This is a genomic window from Pseudomonas typographi, assembly GCF_014694385.1.
Classification (GTDB): Bacteria; Pseudomonadota; Gammaproteobacteria; order Pseudomonadales; family Pseudomonadaceae; genus Aquipseudomonas; species Aquipseudomonas typographi.
Genome location: NZ_JAAOCA010000015.1, coordinates 21,994 through 41,082 on the forward strand (window position 1 = coordinate 21,994; position 19,089 = coordinate 41,082).

A 19,089-nucleotide genomic window follows, 5' to 3' on the forward strand; every position below is an offset into this window, starting at 1 on the left:
AAAAAGCACATATATCTATGGTTGAACGGTTATGTGGCTTGGCATGGCTCTATATACTGAGCCAGCCACCTTTCTTGAGTTTGGTTCAGAGGCACTCGCATGATTGAGCTCGAACAAGAAGATCCGATCCCTCAGGGCGACCTGGCCCTGCAGATTACCGCGCTGCCCCGGGAAACCAATGGTTTCGGTGATATCTTTGGCGGCTGGCTGGTGGCGCAGATGGACTTGGCCGGCACCGCCATGGCGAGCAAGCTGGCGGGCGGCCGGGTCGCCACCGTGGCGATCGACCGCATGGCGTTCCTGGTGCCGGTGGCGGTCGGCGCGCAACTGACCTTCTACACCCAAACACTGGAGGTCGGCCGCAGCTCGATCCGCATGATGGTCGAGGTCTGGAGCGACGACCCGCTGTCCAGCGAATGGCGCAAGGTGACCGAGGCCACGTTCGTGTTCGTGGCCATCGATGGCAGCGGCCGCACACGCAGGGTGCCACCGCGCAGCTAAACTTCGGCGCACTGTCGTGGTCAACCCGCCACCCCCTGCTCACGAGGAAGTTCGCATGCCCACACCCGACCTGGAATCGGTAACCGTTGGTGAATTGCCCTGCTGGCGCATCCGCAATGGCCAGGCCGAACTGCTGGTGGCCCAGCAAGGTGCCCAGGTGCTGAGCTATCAGCGCGAAGGCGAACAGCCGCTGATCTGGCTCAACGACCACGCCACGTTCACACCGGGCACCCCCATCCGCGCCGGTGTACCGGTGTGCTGGCCGTGGTTCGGCAACCTTGGCAAGAACCCCGAGGCCGTACAAGCCATGCACCAAGGCGAAGGCTCGGCGCCCTCCCATGGCTTGGTCAGGGCGCTGCCTTGGCAACTCGATAACCTCGAGCACGCGGGCACGCAGACCACGCTGCATTTGTCGCTGCCACAAGCGGCGGCGGGTAGCCTCCCTGGCTGGCCGCACAAAGCCGAGCTCAGGCTTGCCCTCACCCTGGGTGACGACCTTGCCGTACAACTGACCACCCGCAACCTAGGGGAGCAACCGCTGGCGATCAGCCAGGCGCTGCATACCTATTTCGCCGTCAGCGATGTTCGGCAGGTTAACGTTGCCGAGGTGGCGGGCCTTAACTACATCGAAACCCTGGAAAATTGGGAAACCCGTAACCAGCAGGGGCCGCTGGAAGTGGCCGGGGAAACGGACCGCATTTACCTCGATACCCCAGCCCGGCTCAGCATTGCCGACAGTGGCTGGAACCGCCGCGTGCTGATCGACACCGAAGGGTCACACAGCACAGTGATCTGGAACCCGTGGATAGAACGCGCCATGGCCTTCCCCGACATGGCCGACGACGGTTGGCAGCGAATGTTCTGCATCGAAATCGCCAATGTACTGGGCGACGCGCTATCGCTGGCCCCAGGCGCTAGCCATACGCTGGGCTACCGGGTGGCTAGCGAGCCGCTGTAAAAAAGGGCGCCTGCGCCTAATAGCCCAGGCGCCATGGCCGATGCATTCATGGCGTAAGCCGCATCGGCCCTGGTGTGGTGTTTCAGAAGTCGGCTGCACCATTTGGCAGTGGCTTTTGCTGGCGGCCTGCGTCGCCGCGCCTCGCCATAGCCCTGCTATGGCGCGTCACGACGCCTTGCCCGACAGCAACATTCACGCGTCAATTCTCACGCGAACGCCTGAAACGCCATACCGGCGCTGCAGCGGCCTCAGCGCTTCTTGACGATCAAGCCGTAAATCACTAACAGCACGACCGCACCGACCAACGCACCGAGGAAACCGGCAGCTTGGCCGGCCTGGTAGATACCCAGCGCTTGGCCGCCGTAGGTGGCGACCAATGAGCCGCCGATACCCAGCAGAATGGTCAGAATAAAGCCCATGCTGTCGTCGCCGGGCTTGAGAAAGCGGGCCAGCAGGCCAACGATGAAACCGATGACGATAGTCCCGATAATACCCATGTGAATCCCCTCCAATGGCTGCGCCGCGGTATAGCGGCCTCAGCCATCAGAGAGCAAGGGCAAGGGTTGGTTCCGCCATTAAACCAGCGCCTGTACCTGCACAATGCGCTTTTTCAGCGTGTCGCTGTCTGAACAGCGCAGCGTGGCGTGGCCCACCTTTCGGCCAGCCTTGAACGCCTTGCCATAGTGGTGCAAATGGCAATCGGCTACGGCAGCCACCTGGGCGACCGGGGGCACTTCGCCGATGAAATTGACCATCGCGCTTTCGCCCACTTTGGCGGTGGACCCCAGCGGCAGCCCGGCCACCGCACGCAGGTGGTTCTCGAACTGGCTGCACTCGGCGCCTTCGATGGTCCAGTGCCCGGAGTTATGCACCCGCGGGGCGATTTCATTGGCCTTCAGCCCGCCGTCTACCTCAAAAAACTCAAAAGCCAGCACGCCCACGTAGCCAAGGTGTTCGAGCACCCGGCCGGCGTACTCTTCGGCCAGGGCCTGCAGCGGGTGTGCATCACTGGCCACCGACAGGCGCAAGATGCCGTTCTCATGGGTATTGTGCACCAGCGGGTAAAAGCGCGTCTCGCCGTCACGGCCGCGCACCGCCACCAGCGACACTTCGCCCGTGAAGGGCACGAAACCTTCCAGCAGGCAGGGTACGCTGCCCAGCTCGGCGAAGGTGCCTTCGACGTCTGCACCGCTGCGCAGAACCTTTTGGCCTTTACCGTCGTAACCCAGGGTGCGGGTTTTGAGCACCGCCGGCAGGCCGATGTTGGCTACCGCCGCCTCGAGGCCCGCCTGCGACTGGATATCGGCGAAGGCCGGGGTGGGGATGCTCAGGTTTTGGAACAGGGTTTTTTCGAACAGCCGATCGCGAGCCACCCGTAGGGATTCAGCGCTCGGAAAAACCGGTACGAATTGCGACAGGAATGCCACCGTTTCGGCTGGCACGCTCTCGAATTCGAAGGTGACCAGGTCCACTTCGTCGGCCAACTGGCGCAGGTGGGCCTGGTCGTTGTAGTCAGCCCGCAAGTGCTCGCCCAAGGCAGCCGCACAGGCATCCGGGGCTGGGTCGAGGAAGGCGAAGCTCATGCCCAGCGGGGTTCCTGCCAGGGCTAGCATGCGGCCCAACTGGCCGCCACCGATAACACCGATTTTCATGGATCAAAAACCTCAGGCCTGGCGCGGGTCGGGGTTGTTCAGCACGGTTTGCGTCTGTTCGGCGCGGAACCGCTCGAGCGCCGCGTGGTACTGCGGGTACTTGCCACCCAAGATGCTTGCCGAGAGTAACGCGGCGTTGACCGCCCCAGCCTTGCCGATGGCCAGCGTCGCCACCGGAACGCCCGCGGGCATCTGCACGATAGACAGCAGCGAATCGACGCCGGACAGCATCGACGACTGCACGGGCACGCCCAACACCGGCAAGTGGGTTTTCGCCGCGCACATGCCTGGCAGGTGAGCCGCACCGCCGGCACCGGCAATGATGACCTCGATGCCATGCCCGGCGGCCTGTTCGGCATACTGGAACAGTAGGTCGGGGGTGCGATGGGCCGACACCACCTTCACTTCGAAGGGGATGCCGAGCGTTTCCAGCATATCGGCGGTGTGGCTAAGGGTGGACCAATCGGACTTCGAGCCCATGATCACGCCAACCAGTGCACTCATCGTCGAGCCTCTTTCATCGTGGCGCCGCGCGGCGCGTCAAAAAACAACAAGCCACGCGGGAAACCGGCGTGGCTTGTGGCGATGGCCGACCGGTGTGTACCACCGGCCAAAGGCCGCGCAGTATACCGCAAACGGTAGGAAAAAACGGCCTAACCTAAAGGTTGCCGGCCGAGCGCCCGCTAAACGGTTACAGGGGGCTGCGCGGCCTTGGCTTCCAGCTTGCGCCACAGCAGCCGCACATTGGCCTTGCGCATCAGGGCGCATCGGTACAAGCGAATCTCGAGCGGCACCTGCCAGCGCGGCCCCCCGCACACCGCCAATTCGCCCCGGGCCAATTCCGAGCGCACACTCAGCCGAGGCACCCAGGCCACCCCTAGCCCTTCGAGCGCCATGGCCTTGTGGCTATCGGCCATGGCCGTTTCGTACACAGTGGTGTAGCGCAGGTTTCGCTGGCGCAGCAGGCCACTGACCGAGCGCCCGAGAAACGCCCCAGCGCTGTAGGCCAACAGCGGCACACTGGTGTCGCTGTCAAGGTCGTAAAGCGGTTTGGCGTTGGCGCCCACGGCGCACACCGGGAGCATTTCCGTGACGCCCAGGTGCAGCGAAGGGAAGATCTCCGGGTCCATTTGCATGGCTGAATCCGGGTCGTAGAACGCCAGCATGATGTCGCAGCCACCCTCGCGCAGGGCGTGCACGGCATCCCCCACATTGGTGGCGACCAGCCGGGTAGCCATCGGCAGGCCGTCGTTACGCAACTGCGCCACCCACCCGGGGAAAAAGCCCAACGCCAGCGAATGCGCGGCGGCAACTTGGATCACCTCACCCTGGCCGCCTTCAAGGTGGTGCAAGTGGCGCAACACTTCGGCCAGTTGGTCCACCACCGTGCGCGCCGTCACCAGGAACAACTGCCCGGCCTCGGTAAGCTCGATGGGGGTGCGCGAACGGTTGACCAGGGTCAGCCCGAGCGCGGCCTCAAGGCTACGGATGCGCCGGCTGAAGGCCGGCTGCGTCACGAAACGGCGCTCGGCGGCCTGGGAAAAACTGCGGGTACCGGCCAGCGCGCTGAAATCTTCGAGCCATTTGGTTTCAACGTTCATCACCCACTCCGGTAATACCGTGGCCCCACACGCACGCATGCAGCATAAGGTCACATCGATCATTATGCCGTTTGTGCATAGGCCAGTGTGGAACAGCATTGGCCAGCGTGCGGCTACAAGCTCAGTATTATAGGCATTCCGGCATTGCCCGGGCCATCACCGAGATGATCTCTATCATGTCCTCTGCTGCATCACTGCGCATCGAAAAAGACCTGCTTGGCGCTCTGGAAGTCCCCGCCAGCGCCTACTACGGCATTCAAACCCTTCGAGCGGTGAACAACTTCCGTTTGTCGGGTGTGCCGTTGTCGCATTACCCCAAACTGGTCACTGCCCTGGCGATGGTCAAGCAGGCGGCGGCAGACGCGAACCACGAGCTGGGGCATCTGGCGCAAGCCAAGCATGCGGCGATCAGCGAGGCATGCGCCCGCATCATCCGCGGCGATTTCCACGAGCAGTTCGTGGTCGACATGATCCAAGGCGGCGCCGGCACCTCGACCAACATGAATGCCAACGAGGTAATCGCCAACATCGGCCTGGAGGCAATGGGCAAACAAAAGGGTGAGTACCAGTACCTGCACCCCAATAATGACGTGAACATGGCGCAGTCGACCAACGACGCCTACCCCACCGCCATTCGCCTAGGCCTGCTGCTGGGCCACGATGCCCTGCTGGCCAGCCTCGACAGCCTGATCCAAGCTTTTGCCGCCAAGGGCGAAGCGTTCGCCCACGTATTAAAGATGGGCCGCACGCAGTTGCAAGACGCCGTGCCGATGACCTTGGGCCAGGAATTCCATGCCTTCGCCACCACTTTGGGCGAGGACCTCAACCGCCTGCGCAGCCTGGCGCCAGAATTGCTCACCGAAGTGAACCTGGGTGGCACCGCGATCGGTACGGGCATCAATGCCGACCCGCGCTACCAGCACTTGGCGGTACAGCGCTTGGCGACCATCAGCGGGCAACCGCTGGTACCCGCCGCCGACCTGATCGAAGCCACCTCCGACATGGGCGCTTTCGTGTTGTTTTCCGGCATGCTCAAGCGTACTGCGGTGAAGCTCTCGAAAATCTGCAACGACCTGCGCTTACTCTCCAGCGGCCCACGCACCGGCATCAACGAAATCAACCTGCCAGCGCGCCAGCCGGGCAGCTCGATCATGCCTGGCAAGGTGAACCCGGTGATCCCGGAAGCGGTGAACATGGTCGCCTTCGAGATCATGGGCAACGACTTGGCGTTGACCATCGCCGCCGAAGGTGGCCAGTTGCAACTCAACGTGATGGAGCCCTTGATCGCTTACAAAATCTTCGACTCGATCCGCCTGTTGCAACGGGCCATGGACATGCTGCGCGAGCATTGCGTGGTGGGCATTACCGCCAACGAACAACGCTGCCGTGAATTGGTCGAGCACTCCATCGGCCTGGTGACCGCGCTGAACCCCTACATCGGCTATGAAAATGCCACCCGCGTGGCCCGCACCGCGCTGCAAACCGGCCGCGGTGTGTTGGAACTGGTGCGTGAAGAGGGCTTGCTCGACGAAGCCATGCTCGCCGACATCCTGCGCCCGGAAAACATGATCGCACCGCGGTTGGTGCCCCTGAAGGGCTGACCGCCATCCCGCCTCACCAGGTCGAGAGGGTAGACACCTCTCACCTTTCAAGGCTCCAGGGCCCCGCCCGGAGCCTTTTTTTTCGCGAAGGCTTCCCACGCCCGCGAAGCATAGCCTTATGCAAATAAATTATAAATATGCAGCCATTCAATAACCTCCAGCAATGATAAATTGCCGCCCAAGGGGATTATCAAGGAGCGGCACCATGGATAACGGTAACAATAAACGGCTCAACGCCCTCTCCCGGCGCAACGTGATCAAGGCGGGTATCGGCCTTGCCGCCGCATGGCAACTTGGCTCGGTGCACGCCGCCGAGGCCAGTACGCTGCGGATCGGCTATCAGAAGTTCAACACACTCAACATCCTCAAGGGCACCGGCCTGTTCGAGAAGGCGCTACAGCCCCACGGCATCCAGGTCGAGTGGCGCGAGTTTCCCGGCGGTTCGCAATTGGTCGAGGCGCTCTACACCGGGGCCATCGATGTGGGGCACGCCTCGGACGCGGTGTCGGTATTCCAGCAGGCCACGGGGAAGAACCTTAATTATCTGGCCGCCGAAAGCCCGTACCCGGGAGGTATTGGCCTGCTGGTCAAGGAGGATTCGCAGATCACCCAAGTGGCCCATTTGAAGGGGCGCCGGGTCGGCGTGGGCAAAGGCTACAACATCCAGTACGCGCTGATCCGGGCTCTGCAAAGTCATGGCCTGGCGTATAGCGATATCGAGCCGGTGTACATCGTCACAGCCTCCGATGCGGTGGCCGCCTATCAGGCCGGTAGCATCGACGCCGTGGGCTTGTGGGACCCGTTCCTCGCCGGGGCGCAACTGGCCACGCCGTCACGGTTGTTGTTCGATGGCACAGGGCTGTCGAATAACCGCACGTTCCATTTAGCCCGCCCCGAGGCTATCGAACCGCACCGTCAGGCGCTCGCACTGCTGTTCGAAACGCTCAAGCAGACCAACCAGTGGGCCGAGCAAAACCCCGATAAAGTCGTGGCGTTGCTGGCGCCACAGTTGGGCATCGACCCGAACATCCTTGACCTGGCGACCAAGCGCCGACGCTATGGCATCGTCCCGCTCAGCGCCGCCATTGCCGAAGAACAGCAACGCATGGCCGACGTTTTTCTTGAGCTGAAGCTGATCCCCAATAAAATCGATGTGCAAACGCTGTTCAGCACAGCAGTGGTGGTGTAGGTACAACTGTTGCCGGCGCCTGGTGTGGCGTTATGAAGCTGAAATGAAGCCCGTGGCGTAAAGCCCACCGGTGCCGATCGAACTGGCCGACGCCACATCAACAGCTGATAAACGCCGCCTAAAGGTGGCTTGAATCGATCTCGGTGCTCATGGCCACTTCCCGTTGCCGCTCCAGCGCGGCTAATCGCTCAGCCAACGCTGTGTGCACCCGGGCATAGGCACCGCTACCGAGCAATAAACGCCTGGGCGCAGGCTGGGCGTCGGCCACCTCAAGCATCGCTTCGGCCATTTTTTGTGGGTCGCCCGTCAGCGGGAAAGCACCACTGGCCACCGCTCTACGCACGTCACCGGCAGGCGTGTGCTCATACTCGGCCATCACCGGGGGGCTAACCAGCGCCGCGCCAAAGTTGGTGCGTGTGGGGCCGGGCTCTACCAGGGTGAATTCGATTCCGAATGGCGCCACCTCTTGGGCGACCGATTCGACAAAACCTTCAATGGCCCATTTGCTCGCGTGGTACAGGCTGAAGTTAGGGTAAGCGAGTTGCCCGCCCTCCGAGGACACCTGCAATACCCGGCCCCCACCTTGCGCGCGCAAAAAAGGTAAGCACGCACGGATAACCTGGATCGAGCCCACTAGGTTCGTGCGCAACTGTTGGTCGATTTGGTCGTCGCTGACTTCCTCCGCCGCGCCAAATAGTGCATACCCGGCACTGTTCACGACCACATCGATGCGGCCCAGCTCGGTAAACGCCCGGTGGACCACATCGCGGATGGCCACTGTGCTGTTCACGTCCAATTGGGCCGCCCATAGCCGTTCCCCATAGCGCGCTTTGAGCTCGCTCAACGCATCCGGGTGGCGCAGGGTGGCAGCAACGCGGTCGCCGCGCGCCAGCAATTGCTCGACCAACGCTCGGCCGATGCCAGAGGAGCTTCCGGTGATTAACCAGGTGTGGTTCATAGGCTTAACCTCAACGTGCGTAGCCAGTTTGGCTATCGAGGTGTAAACACTACGCGCCCTGAACTGCTGCTACTATCCAGCCAATCAGGGATGCACCCATGAAATTCACCCATGAATAAACTGCCGCTTTCCCTTTCCGAGTTGCGCGCGCTGGCAACGATTGCCACCTACCGAAGCTATCGCAAGGCAGCAGATGAACTCGGCTTGTCGGCTTCTACCCTGAGCCACATGATGCGAACCCTGGAGGCGAACCTGGGCGTGCGCCTGCTTAACCGCACCACGCGGAGCGTGGCCGTTACAGCGGCAGGTGCGCAACTGCTCAAGCGGTTGGCACCGCTGTTGCGTGAATTCGAGTTGGCCGTGGAAGAGGTTAATCAGTTTCGCGAATTGCCCAGTGGCACACTTCGAATCAATGCCAGCGAGCCGGCTGCACGCATTCTAATGGAGGCCATCCTGCCCAGGTTCCTGATGCGTTTTCCGCAGATGTCGGTTGACCTGGTCACCGAAGGCCGCCTGGTCGATATCGTCGCCAATGGCTTCGACGCCGGCATCCGCTTGGCCGAGTCCGTCCCTCAGGACATGATCGCGGTGCCCATAGGCGCGGATACGCGTTTTGTCACCGTCGCTTCGCCGGCCTACCTGGCGAGCCGCTCCAGGCCATTGGCACCAGATGATCTGTTGCGGCACCCGTGCATCTGTATTCGCATGCCCAGTGGTAAACCCTACCGTTGGGAATTCGAAAAGCGTGGGCAAGCGCTGGTAATAGACGTTAAAGGCCAACTGACCCTCGACAATGCAGAAATCATGGCCGACGCAGCCGTTCAAGGGCTGGGCATCGCCTATGTGCAGGAGCACACGGTGGCCCGGCATTTGGCCGCCGCGCAATTGGTGACCGTTCTGGAAGACTGGTGCCCCCGAACCGGCGGCTTGTTTTTATATTATCCGGGGCATCGCCATATCCCGGCAGGGTTGCAGGCGTTCATTGAAGTGTTGAGGGGCATTGATTGAGCCAGCGCATTGGCCGCAAGCGCGGGCTGCGTACCGGCGGGGCGGTAGTTTTTGTCACTCTTTAATCGCGCCGGCCACTTCGTGGCAAGCGCTCGTTTCGTTCGTGGGTATTTCGTAGGTATAGTGCCCGCCCATCTCCCGTAGGCGGCCCAAACCGCCCCTGCGCCGCGGCGCCGCTGAGCGGCGCAGGGGCGCTGGCGCAACCGGGGGTACTGCTTGGCGACGCATTCACAACGGAGGCTTGTGCATGAATACCCCTCAACCGGCTCGCCACATCCGCGTGCTTTATACCGGTGGCACCATCGGCATGCTGCAGAACGCCAACGGCAGCCTGGCGCCGGCAGCAGGCTTCGAAGCGCGCATGCGTGCGCAGTTGCAGGGGCAGGCAGTGGCCGTGCCGGCCTGGAGCTTCCAGCCCATGCAGCCGCTGATCGACAGCGCCAACATGGCGCCGGCCTATTGGCAACAACTGCGTGAGGCGATCGTCGCAGCGGTGGACACCGATGGCTGCGATGCGCTGCTGGTGCTGCACGGCACCGATACCCTGGCGTACAGCGCGGCGGCGATGGCCTTCCAACTGCTGGGCCTGCCGGCGCCGGTGCTGTTCACAGGCTCCATGCTGCCAGCCGGGGTGCCCCAAAGCGATGCTTGGGAGAATGTGAACGGTGCCCTGGCCATGCTGGCCGCTGGCCAGCCGCCCGGCGTACAGTTGTACTTCCATGGCGAGCTGATCGCACCGAGCCGCTGTGCAAAAATTCGCAGCTACGGCCGCCGGCCATTTGCCTCGTTACAGCGCAATGGCGGGGCGGCACCTGCCCAGGCACTGCCGGTGCAGTTGAGCTACCGCCAGCATAAAGAAGTGGCCAACGTTGCCGTACTGCCCTTGGTGCCGGGCTTTGACGCCGCGCTGCTGCATGCGGCGGTCGGCCAAGGTGCGCAGGCGCTGGTGCTGGAATGCTATGGCAGCGGTACGGGGCCCAGCGACAACCCGGCCTTCCTTGCGGCACTGCGCCAGGCAACGGCCAACGGTGTCATTGTGGTCGCCATTACTCAATGCCATGAGGGCGGCGTGGACCTGGACGTATACGAAGCCGGCAGCCGCCTGCGCGATGCCGGCGTGCTCAGTGGCGGCGGCATGACCCGCGAAGCGGCCCTGGGCAAGCTGCACGGCCTGCTCGGCATTGGCCTGGCACCGAGCGAAATCCGCCGCCTGGTCGAACTCGACCTGTGCGGCGAATTGCGCTGAGGCAGCCTTTTAGACCAACCTGTGGATAACCCTGGGCGAAGCTGTGGATGAAACTGCGGGCCGTTTCACATTGTGCCGCCGGGCATGAAAACTTCGCCACCCAACCCGTGCTGCCAGGGGGCCTGCGCGCGAGCCAGGCAGGCTACCGCTGCGTTGGCTGCACGGGGTAGCCGCCCAGCGGGGCAGGCTCATCAGGTTTGCTACCGCGGTTGTTCAATGCTTAAGAACTCTTGCTATCCGCGGCATCTAATCGTCTGCGGGGCTGGATGCAGCCACGCCATAAGGCAGCGGTCGGATGGCGACCTATACCAGCAAGCCAAGGCCATTGGATGGGCGAATCGGTACCCGCTGCCCCTGAAACCTAGCCTTCGTTATCGGCTGTCATTGAAAACGCGCCGAGCACTACGGTTTCATACCTTTCGTAAAGGCCACCTAGGAGCCAATAATGCCTACAGCATTGCACTGGAACCCCGTGAAGGCCCCTGTGGCCAAGACGATCGAAGGCCGCTTCATGCGCTTGGAAAAGCTCGAGCCGGCGCGCCACGGGGATGATCTGTGGGAACTGCTCCATGGGCCGGCCGCCGACGAAAAGCAGTGGGAGTACCTGCCCTATGGCCCCTTTGGCGACCGGGAGAGGTTCGACATCTGGCTCGATGGCTACGCGGTAAGCCCAGACCCACTCGGCTATTGCGTGGTGGATAAACAAAGCGGCCAAGCACAGGGCATTCTGAGCTTGATGTCGATCGTGCCAGCCCATGGCCGTATCGAGATAGGCCACGTGGCGTTTTCCTCGGCGATGCAGCGTACCCCCAAGGGCACCGAGGCGATCTACCTGCTGGGCAATATGATCTTCAGCCTGGGCTACCGCCGGGTGGAATGGAAATGCGACGATGAAAACGCACGCTCCAAGCGCGCTGCCGAGCGCTTCGGCTTTACCTTCGAGGGGGTGTTTCGCCAGCATATGGTGGTCAAGGGCCACAACCGCGACACCGCCTGGTTCTCCATCCGCGACAGCGATTGGCCAGCCATCGCGCAGGGGTTCGAGGCCTGGCTGGCAGAGGCGAACTTCAAGCAGGGCCAGCAGATACACAGCCTGGAAACGCTGCGCGGACGGTACGCCATCAAAAAGTGATACCGGTTAGCGGATCCCGGTCAGTCCGGCAGCATTCCTCGAAGCGCCGCGCCCGCCAGCGCGGCCTGCGGATTTTAGAGATATAGCCGCACCGTATGAAGGCGCGCGCTGCGCGGGCATTGGAAGAAACACCTTTTCCCCTATAAGGCGCCATTCCATAAGGGTATGGCCTTTCGTTCAAGCAAAATGGCTTTCATGCGACCGCGTAGGCCGCTGGACGCCGTCGCATAAATTCATAATGATGGCGGGCAATTCCGCCAAACGAACCGCCCCGATTAAGGCCAAGCCCCCAGCATGTCGAAGGCGATAAGCAAGAATTTGATCGTAACCAAGGATGTGGATAGCGTCCCTCGGCCTGTTTTCGCCGTCGGTAACACAATGGTGTCCAAAGACTGGGAAGCGGCGAGGCATCAGCACCGCAAAGCCCAACTTTTCTATTCCGTGCGTGGCGTCCTTAACTGCGAGATCGAAGATGGCGTGTGGATTGTGCCGCCACAATGTGCGGTGTGGATACCGGGGGGTTTACCGCATTCGGCACGCGGCTCCGGAGAAACAGAATGCTATTGCCTGTTCGTGGAGCCCAACGCCGCACCGGACCTTCCGAAAACCTGCTGCACCCTCGCGGTATCACCGCTGCTACGCGAGTTGATTCTGACGGCCGCAGGGTTCCCTGAGCTCTATGCACGAGGGGGCCGCGAAGACCGCCTGATCGCCACGTTGCTGGATGAGCTGGCGGCTGCCCCGGTGGAGGGCCTGCATTTGCCCATGCCACGCGATGCGCGGTTATGCCGGCTCGCGGAAATGCTGTTGGCCGACCCTACTGACAAAACCTCGATGGGCGACTGGGCTACCCGTATCGGGATGAGCGAGCGAAGCATGAGCCGGCTTCTGTTGCACGAAATCGGAATGAGCTTCGGCCGCTGGCGCCGGCAACTGCATGTAATCCTTTCGCTTCAGCGCCTGACCAAGGGTGACAGTGTACAGACGGTGGCGCTAGACCTGGGCTACGAGAGCGCGAGTGGTTTTGTCACCATGTTCCGTAAAGCCGTAGGCAAACCACCGGCGCGATACCTTTCGGATCGAATGGCCAACACCACGGGTGGCGAAGCCCACGTTGGCCCGGGCATCATGCTTTCTAACCAGGGTTAATCTGGCTCGCTTAACGTGAACCCCACCCTGCCTCAGGGGTGAGCGCCTCGATATCCACAGCGGGCCACCTTCTCTGCCATTGCGCACTTGCTGTATTCAGCATTGACCATCGCCGCTGTAGTTCGATGGTTGCGCCTTATTCACTGATCGCTTCCATTTGCGGCAGAAGTGGACAAGACAGCGCTATCACTTTCGGCAGCACTGTTTCCCCGCGACCCAAGCGGAGGATCGGTGATGCCGCCGCCTACCGCCAGGAATAGGTTGACTGTCTGTACATAACGCTGCGTTCGCGCTTGAACCAGCTGAATCTCTGCAAGTTGCTGAAGGCGTTGTGCATCGAGAACCTGAACGACCCCGGTATTGCCCATGCTGTATCCCAACCGGCTCAGCCTGAGCGCGTCGCTGGCCGAGTGCAGTGCCTGCTGCTCGGTCACCAGTGCATCAGCGGAGTTTGCCAGCCCGTGTAAGTGATCTGCGACCTGTTTGAATGCGTCGAGCACCGTTTGCTGGTATTGCGCAAACGCCGCCTGATAAGCGTCTTGCATTTCGCGGCGATGTGCCGAGAGCGCACCTCCGTTGAAGACGGGCGCCGTCAGGCCGCCGATGAGATTCCAAGCCATGCTGGCAGGGCCGGAGAATAGCCCTTGCTGGCTGATGCCCGAACTCAAGGTGAGGTGCGGATACATATCGGCCGTGGCTATGCCTACCGCAGCGCTGGCGGCATGAAGCCTGGCTTGCGCGGCACGTATGTCTGGCCGGCTGCGCACTAACTCCGATGGCACCACCAAAGGAATGTCTTGCACAAGCGTCAACGCTTCGAGATTGAAGTCCGGGGCAGCCCAAGTCGCTGGCGATTGGCCTACAAGCACCGCCAACGCATCCTCCGAGAGGTTGAGTTGTTGATGCAGCGGCGGGAGCAAGGTGCGATCGTGATCGAGCTGGCTTTGTGCCGAGGTGACGTCGCCCTGTGTCGCTACGCCGACTTCACAGGCTTTGCCGACCAACGCCAGGTTTCGTTGATCGGACGCGATCACACTTGTCACTACATTTATCTGGGCCCTGACCGAGGCGATTTGCAATGCTTCGAGAACCGTGTCGCCGGCGATATTCAGGCGGGCGGCATTCAGGACTTCTTCCTGCACTTCGGCATTGGCTGACGCCAACTCGACCTGGCCGCGCCGCACCCCGAATGCATCGAGGTCGTAGCTGACCGCCGCGCCGCCTTCGTAAGCGGAGAACACCGGAAGGCTGGAGCCTTGATCAAAGGCCCCATACTTCTGGCGCTCGGCACCGGCTGTGAGGTCAATGGTTGGAAACAAGCCGCCGCGGGCGACCTTGATCGTTTCTTGCTCTTTGGCCAAGCTTGCTCGGGCAACCTCGATGGACCAATTGTAGGTGAGCGCCTGCTCGACGAGCTGATTGAGCGGCGGCGACTCCAGCGACGCCCACCAGTCCTTACGTAGCGCTTCACCTATGGACACGTGCTGGCCAATGTCGCGGGAACTGGCCGCGTGGTTTTGCTGAACATAGCCCTGGGCGCTAGGTGGGGCGGGCGCCTCATAGCTCGGGCCGACCGTGCAGCCACCGAGGGTCAGCGTTACGAGCAACCCTACCGCCGCGGGCGGGGGAGTGCCGCGTAGGTAATTAAGGCCTATTGAAAGGGGCTTGGAATGTGAGCGTTGCGACTTGTCCACAGTCAATGTGCTTCTCCGGTAGAACCCGTCCTGGTTTTCTTCAGCATCAGAACCGCGAGCAGCGCCAGCCCGAGAAGTGCGCTTTGAAGAATGATCGTGTCGCTGTAGGCGAGGATTGACGCCTGGCGGTGAATGCCGCGCCCGATGGCGACCATGGCTTTATGTTGGGCGTAGGCCGCGTCGGAGACGCCATGCTGTAGGAAATACTGCGTGAGCTGATTCAAACGGGTGCGCGTGGCGTCGTTAAGCAGTGACACCTGCGGGGTCAGCACGTCGGAGTGAAACTGCGTTCGCTTGGTTAGAAATGTTTGGATCACGGCAATGCCGATAGCGCCGCCCATATTGCGAATCATATTGAAGATGGCAGCCGCCGAACCCGCGTGTTCGCGTTCAATTCCCGAGACCGCAATAGCAGCCTAACCAGTCACCGCGTCGCAATAATCCTAATTGGCGTGGCTCGGGATCGAGCGAATACCAAAGCATCGCGAACATAAAAGCACCGGGCAAAAGATTCACGTAGAAAATTGATTGCCAACCGAAAGTCTGGTTGCACAAACCACCGATCACCGGCCCGATCGAGGGCGCGAAGATAGCGGAGATCGAATAGATCGACAGGCCGATCGGATGCTTGGAGGGCGGCAACCGGGTCATGATGATGGAAAACGCCAGCGGAATGAGCACGCCACCGGCGAACCCCTGCAGTGCGCGAACCACTATCATCTGCCCCAAATTGGTGGTGAACGCGCAGGCGACCGTCAGGAGCAGAAACAGGAACGTATTCGTAAGCAGATACGTTCGCACGGAAAATACGCGCGCAAGCCAGCCACTCATTGGGATGACTATGATTTCTGCCACCAGATAAGCCGTGGTAATCCACCCACCCTCATCCGCCCCCGCGCCGATGGCACCCTGAATGTCGGCCAGCGAGGAACTGACGATCTGGATGTTCAGGATCGCGAGGAACGCGCCAAAAGCGGCGCCGACGACAGCAACCCACGTCTTGACCGAGACAGGCGCCTCGCCGGCGTGGCGCGGGGGGCCCGGTTCTGCGGCCCTGGTAGCGGTAAGTGCGGCATTGGCCATGTTATTCCCCTTGAATGCGCCCAGAGGCCGGCGCTCTGGTATCGATCGACGCTTCGACCGACATACCCGGCCGGAGGTGACCTACGAGCGCATCGTCGAGCGGGAATAGGATCTTTACGGGGATACGTTGAACGATCTTTGTGAAATTGCCGGTCGCGTTGTCGGGGGGCAACAGGCTGAATTCCATGCCGCTGGCGGGGGCGATGGTGTCGACTCGGCCGATGATGTCGTGGCCTGGGAATGTATCGACCCGAACGTGCACCCTCTGCCCCGGCTCAACCCCTGTGAGTTGAGTCTCTTTGAAATTGGCGATGACATAGACGTGCTGTAACGGCACGAGTGCCATGAGCTGGGTGCCCGCCTGAACATACTGCCCCCTGCGCACGGTGCGGTTCCCCACGGTGCCGTCGATAGGGGCGACGATACCGGCGTAGCTAAGGTTAAGCTCAGCCTGATGCTTGGCGGCCTCGGCTGCCGCCAATTGGGCTTGCGCAAGCTGCCGCTGCGTTCTGAGAATTGTGACCTGGTCCCGAGCTGTCAGTGCCGCAGCCTGCAGCCGATCAAGCTCCGCACGCCCCTGCTTCGCGCTTGTCGAGGCATTGTCCGCTTGCTCTACCGAACCATAACCAACCTGTGCCATCGTCCGGCGTCGGGCATCATTACGTTGGGCCAGGTCCAAGGACGCGGCAGCCGCGGTGGCGCTCGCGTCAGCTTGGCGGATCAACGAACCCTGGGCAGCAAGCTGCGCGTCCAGATGGGCAAGCGATGCGATAGCCGCAGTAACATCGGCCGTCGCGCCATCCAAGGCATTGCGAAGGTCATGGTCGTCGATGCGCGCAAGGAGCTGGCCCGCCTTCACTGGCTGGTTATCGTCCACGGTCACGTCTGCAACATAACCAGAGACTTTTGGCGCAATAATCGTGGCGTCTGCTTTCACGTAAGCGTCATCCGTTGATTCGATGAATCGACCGACGTTCCAGTAGCGGGTACCCTCTATACCGCCCACAATAAACACCGCAGCAATGGCCACTATGGCAACGGCATGTGTGAACATCTTTCGAGGCCCCGCCTTTTCGGCGGGACTGACTGGATTCATGGGTTCTTCCCTTTGGCGAAAACCGGCTGGCTGGCCAAGCGGCATCTGCTGACGCACGGCAAACCATCATCAGACGTAGCCTAACCGGGGCAACAGGCTTCCGTGTTGCGATAATTGGTCAATTTATTATCCAATCCAGCCAAACCGAGCTGAAACGTACTTCGATGCCGCGCGATGGGGTGAAGGAAGCGTTGGGGCGGGGTGTCGCGCAGACGCCCGATTTGCCATCGTGCGGCGCGGAGGTCGCTACTATCGGAAGGCGGCGGCCTAAAAAAAAGGGAGCCGAAGCTCCCCTAGAGGTTAACCAGTGAAACGGTGGCTCAGCCGTCGATTTCGATCAGTACTTCACCCGGGTTGACGCGGTCGCCCTTGGCGATATGAATGGCCGACACCTTGCCGCCAATGGGCGCCTGCACTTCGGTTTCCATTTTCATCGCTTCGGTGATCAACAGGGCCTGGCCCGCCTTGACCTGGTCGCCCACCGTTACCAACACATCGACGATATTGCCCGGCATGGTGGTGCTGACATGCCCGGGGGCGCTCGCTTGCTGGCGCTTGCCATTGCCAGCGCTGGCCACGAATTCGTTCAAGGGTTCGAACACCACCTCTTCCGGCACCCCGTCGATCGACAGGTAGAAATGCCGCTTGCCCTCAGCCTTCACGCCTACGCCGGTGATATCGACACGGTAACTTTCGCCGTGCACATCGATGATGAATTCGGTGGGTACGCCGCCGCCGCTGGCCGCCGTAGCGCCACCGCCAGCCCCAGGCATGGGGATGGGTAGCAGGGGCTCGGGCGTGAGCGTGCCCGCCGCGCGCTCTTGAAGGAACTTACGGCCGATGTCGGGGAACATGGCGAACGTGAGCACATCCTCTTCGTTGTGCGCCAGCTCACCGATGTCGGCGCGCAGTGCGTCCATTTCAGGCTTGAGCAGGTCGGCCGGGCGCACGTCAATAACCTCTTCGCTGCCGATGGCCTGGCGCCGCAATGTTTCGTTGATGTGCCCGGGCGCCTTACCGTAGCGACCCTGAAGGTACAGCTTCACCTCATTGGTGATGGTTTTGTAACGTTCGCCCGCCAGCACATTGAAGAACGCCTGGCTGCCCACAATTTGCGATGTCGGCGTGACCAGTGGCGGGTAGCCGAGGTCTTCACGCACCCGTGGTATTTCTGCCAGCACTTCGCCCATCCGGTTCAGCGCCCCCTGCTCCTTGAGCTGGTTGGCGAGGTTGGAAATCATCCCACCCGGCACCTGGTTGACCTGCACCCGGGTGTCTACCGAGGTGAATTCGCTCTCGAACTGATGGTACTTCTTGCGCACCGCATAAAAGTACAAGCCAATTTCCTGCAACAGCGCCAGGTCCAGTTCGGTGTCGAACTCAGTGCCCTTGAGCGCGGCCACCATCGATTCGGTGCCGGGGTGGCTGGTGCCCCAGGCAAAGCTGGATATCGCCGTGTCGATATGGTCCGCGCCGTTCTCGATCGCTTTGAGCTGGCACATGGCGGCCAAGCCGGCCGTGTCGTGGGCATGCACGAACACCGGCAGTGACTGCTCGGCCTTCAATGCCTTGACCAGTTCCCCCGTGGCGTAGGGGGTCAGCAGGCCGGCCATGTCCTTGATCGCCACCGAATCGCAGCCCATGGCTTGCATCTGCTTGGCCTGGGCAACGAACGCGTCGATGGTGTGTACCGGGCTGGTGGTGTAGGCGATGGTGCCTTGGGCATGCTTGCCCGCGGCCTTCACCGCCTCCACGGCCACCTGCAGGTTACGCACGTCGTTCATGGCGTCGAAAATGCGGAATACATCGATGCCGTTATCGGCCGCCTTGGTCACGAACGCCCTGACCACGTCGTCGCTGTAATGGCGGTAGCCAAGCAGGTTCTGCCCACGCAGCAACATTTGCAGGCGGGTGTTGGGCAGCGCCGCGCGTAACGTGCGCAAGCGTTCCCATGGGTCTTCCTTGAGGAACCGCACGCAGGTGTCGAACGTCGCACCTCCCCAAACCTCCAGCGACCAGTACCCCACCTTGTCGAGCTTATCGCAAATCGGCAGCATGTCTTCGGTGCGCATGCGGGTCGCCAACAGCGACTGGTGGGCGTCACGCAGGATGGTGTCGGTAACGAAGATTTTCTTAGACATTGTAAGCTCCTCTTAAGCAACACGCGCCAAGCGACCAGCCCAAGCAAAAGCGCGCCTTGCCTTTACTTGCAACCCATCGC

At 61.6% G+C, this 19,089-nt stretch carries 18 protein-coding genes; 8 read left to right on the top strand and 10 right to left on the bottom strand.

What is annotated here, in order from left to right; translation table 11 throughout:
• Window positions 1-99: 99 nt before the first annotated feature.
• On the top strand, window positions 100-501 hold the full coding sequence (locus HAQ05_RS13155) for an acyl-CoA thioesterase (RefSeq protein WP_190421266.1): 402 nt from the start codon (window positions 100-102) through the stop codon (window positions 499-501).
• 55 nt (window positions 502-556) lie between these two features.
• Complete coding sequence (locus HAQ05_RS13160; RefSeq protein ID WP_190421268.1) at window positions 557-1,459, top strand: D-hexose-6-phosphate mutarotase; 903 nt, start codon at window positions 557-559, stop codon at window positions 1,457-1,459.
• Window positions 1,460-1,707: 248 nt separating this feature from the next.
• Here the strand turns inward: HAQ05_RS13160 and HAQ05_RS13165 are convergent, their stop codons facing one another.
• The 4 genes from HAQ05_RS13165 to HAQ05_RS13180 form a co-directional block, all read right to left on the bottom strand.
• On the bottom strand, window positions 1,708-1,956 hold the full coding sequence (locus tag HAQ05_RS13165) for a GlsB/YeaQ/YmgE family stress response membrane protein (RefSeq protein ID WP_190421270.1): 249 nt from the start codon (window positions 1,954-1,956) through the stop codon (window positions 1,708-1,710).
• A gap of 78 nt (window positions 1,957-2,034) precedes the next feature.
• Window positions 2,035-3,111, bottom strand: coding sequence for a 5-(carboxyamino)imidazole ribonucleotide synthase (locus HAQ05_RS13170; protein WP_190421272.1), 1,077 nt, complete (start codon window positions 3,109-3,111; stop codon window positions 2,035-2,037).
• Window positions 3,112-3,123: 12 nt separating this feature from the next.
• On the bottom strand, window positions 3,124-3,615 hold the full coding sequence (gene purE / locus HAQ05_RS13175) for a 5-(carboxyamino)imidazole ribonucleotide mutase (protein ID WP_190421273.1): 492 nt from the start codon (window positions 3,613-3,615) through the stop codon (window positions 3,124-3,126).
• 179 nt (window positions 3,616-3,794) lie between these two features.
• Window positions 3,795-4,712, bottom strand: coding sequence for a LysR substrate-binding domain-containing protein (locus HAQ05_RS13180; protein WP_190421275.1), 918 nt, complete (start codon window positions 4,710-4,712; stop codon window positions 3,795-3,797).
• 176 nt (window positions 4,713-4,888) lie between these two features.
• On the opposite strand from HAQ05_RS13180, the gene HAQ05_RS13185 reads away from it, so the two are divergent.
• Both HAQ05_RS13185 and HAQ05_RS13190 read left to right on the top strand, forming a co-directional pair.
• A complete protein-coding gene (locus HAQ05_RS13185; protein WP_190421277.1) occupies window positions 4,889-6,313 on the top strand; it encodes an aspartate ammonia-lyase in 1,425 nt (474 codons plus the stop codon).
• A 205-nt stretch (window positions 6,314-6,518) separates the two neighbouring features.
• Window positions 6,519-7,502, top strand: a complete 984-nt coding sequence (locus tag HAQ05_RS13190; RefSeq protein ID WP_190421279.1) for an aliphatic sulfonate ABC transporter substrate-binding protein — start codon at window positions 6,519-6,521, stop codon at window positions 7,500-7,502.
• A gap of 118 nt (window positions 7,503-7,620) precedes the next feature.
• On the opposite strand, the gene HAQ05_RS13195 is transcribed toward HAQ05_RS13190, so the two are convergent.
• Complete coding sequence (locus tag HAQ05_RS13195; RefSeq protein ID WP_190421280.1) at window positions 7,621-8,460, bottom strand: SDR family oxidoreductase; 840 nt, start codon at window positions 8,458-8,460, stop codon at window positions 7,621-7,623.
• Between the two features lie 111 nt (window positions 8,461-8,571).
• On the opposite strand from HAQ05_RS13195, the gene HAQ05_RS13200 reads away from it, so the two are divergent.
• The 4 genes from HAQ05_RS13200 to HAQ05_RS13215 all read left to right on the top strand — a co-directional run bounded on the left by HAQ05_RS13200 (window position 8,572) and on the right by HAQ05_RS13215 (window position 12,995).
• Window positions 8,572-9,468, top strand: a complete 897-nt coding sequence (locus tag HAQ05_RS13200; protein ID WP_190421282.1) for a LysR substrate-binding domain-containing protein — start codon at window positions 8,572-8,574, stop codon at window positions 9,466-9,468.
• Window positions 9,469-9,715: 247 nt separating this feature from the next.
• On the top strand, window positions 9,716-10,714 hold the full coding sequence (locus HAQ05_RS13205) for an asparaginase (RefSeq protein WP_190421284.1): 999 nt from the start codon (window positions 9,716-9,718) through the stop codon (window positions 10,712-10,714).
• A gap of 445 nt (window positions 10,715-11,159) precedes the next feature.
• On the top strand, window positions 11,160-11,846 hold the full coding sequence (locus HAQ05_RS13210; protein ID WP_190421286.1) for a GNAT family N-acetyltransferase: 687 nt from the start codon (window positions 11,160-11,162) through the stop codon (window positions 11,844-11,846).
• Window positions 11,847-12,140: 294 nt separating this feature from the next.
• The gene (locus tag HAQ05_RS13215) at window positions 12,141-12,995 is read left to right on the top strand and encodes an AraC family transcriptional regulator (protein ID WP_190421288.1); all 855 of its coding nucleotides are present in this window, start codon (window positions 12,141-12,143) and stop codon (window positions 12,993-12,995) included.
• A gap of 140 nt (window positions 12,996-13,135) precedes the next feature.
• Here HAQ05_RS13215 and HAQ05_RS13220 read toward each other — a convergent pair whose 3' ends face one another.
• The 5 genes from HAQ05_RS13220 to oadA form a co-directional block, all read right to left on the bottom strand.
• Complete coding sequence (locus tag HAQ05_RS13220; RefSeq protein WP_190421290.1) at window positions 13,136-14,602, bottom strand: efflux transporter outer membrane subunit; 1,467 nt, start codon at window positions 14,600-14,602, stop codon at window positions 13,136-13,138.
• A gap of 89 nt (window positions 14,603-14,691) precedes the next feature.
• Entirely contained in the window at window positions 14,692-15,042 is a 351-nt protein-coding gene (locus HAQ05_RS28680) for a hypothetical protein (protein WP_238936522.1), read from the bottom strand.
• Window positions 15,043-15,079: 37 nt separating this feature from the next.
• On the bottom strand, window positions 15,080-15,772 hold the full coding sequence (locus HAQ05_RS28685; protein ID WP_238936523.1) for an MFS transporter: 693 nt from the start codon (window positions 15,770-15,772) through the stop codon (window positions 15,080-15,082).
• Window position 15,773: 1 nt separating this feature from the next.
• A complete protein-coding gene (locus tag HAQ05_RS13230) occupies window positions 15,774-16,868 on the bottom strand; it encodes an HlyD family secretion protein (RefSeq protein ID WP_202988067.1) in 1,095 nt (364 codons plus the stop codon).
• A gap of 320 nt (window positions 16,869-17,188) precedes the next feature.
• Entirely contained in the window at window positions 17,189-19,009 is a 1,821-nt protein-coding gene (gene oadA / locus HAQ05_RS13235; RefSeq protein WP_190421292.1) for a sodium-extruding oxaloacetate decarboxylase subunit alpha, read from the bottom strand.
• Window positions 19,010-19,089 lie beyond the last annotated feature (80 nt).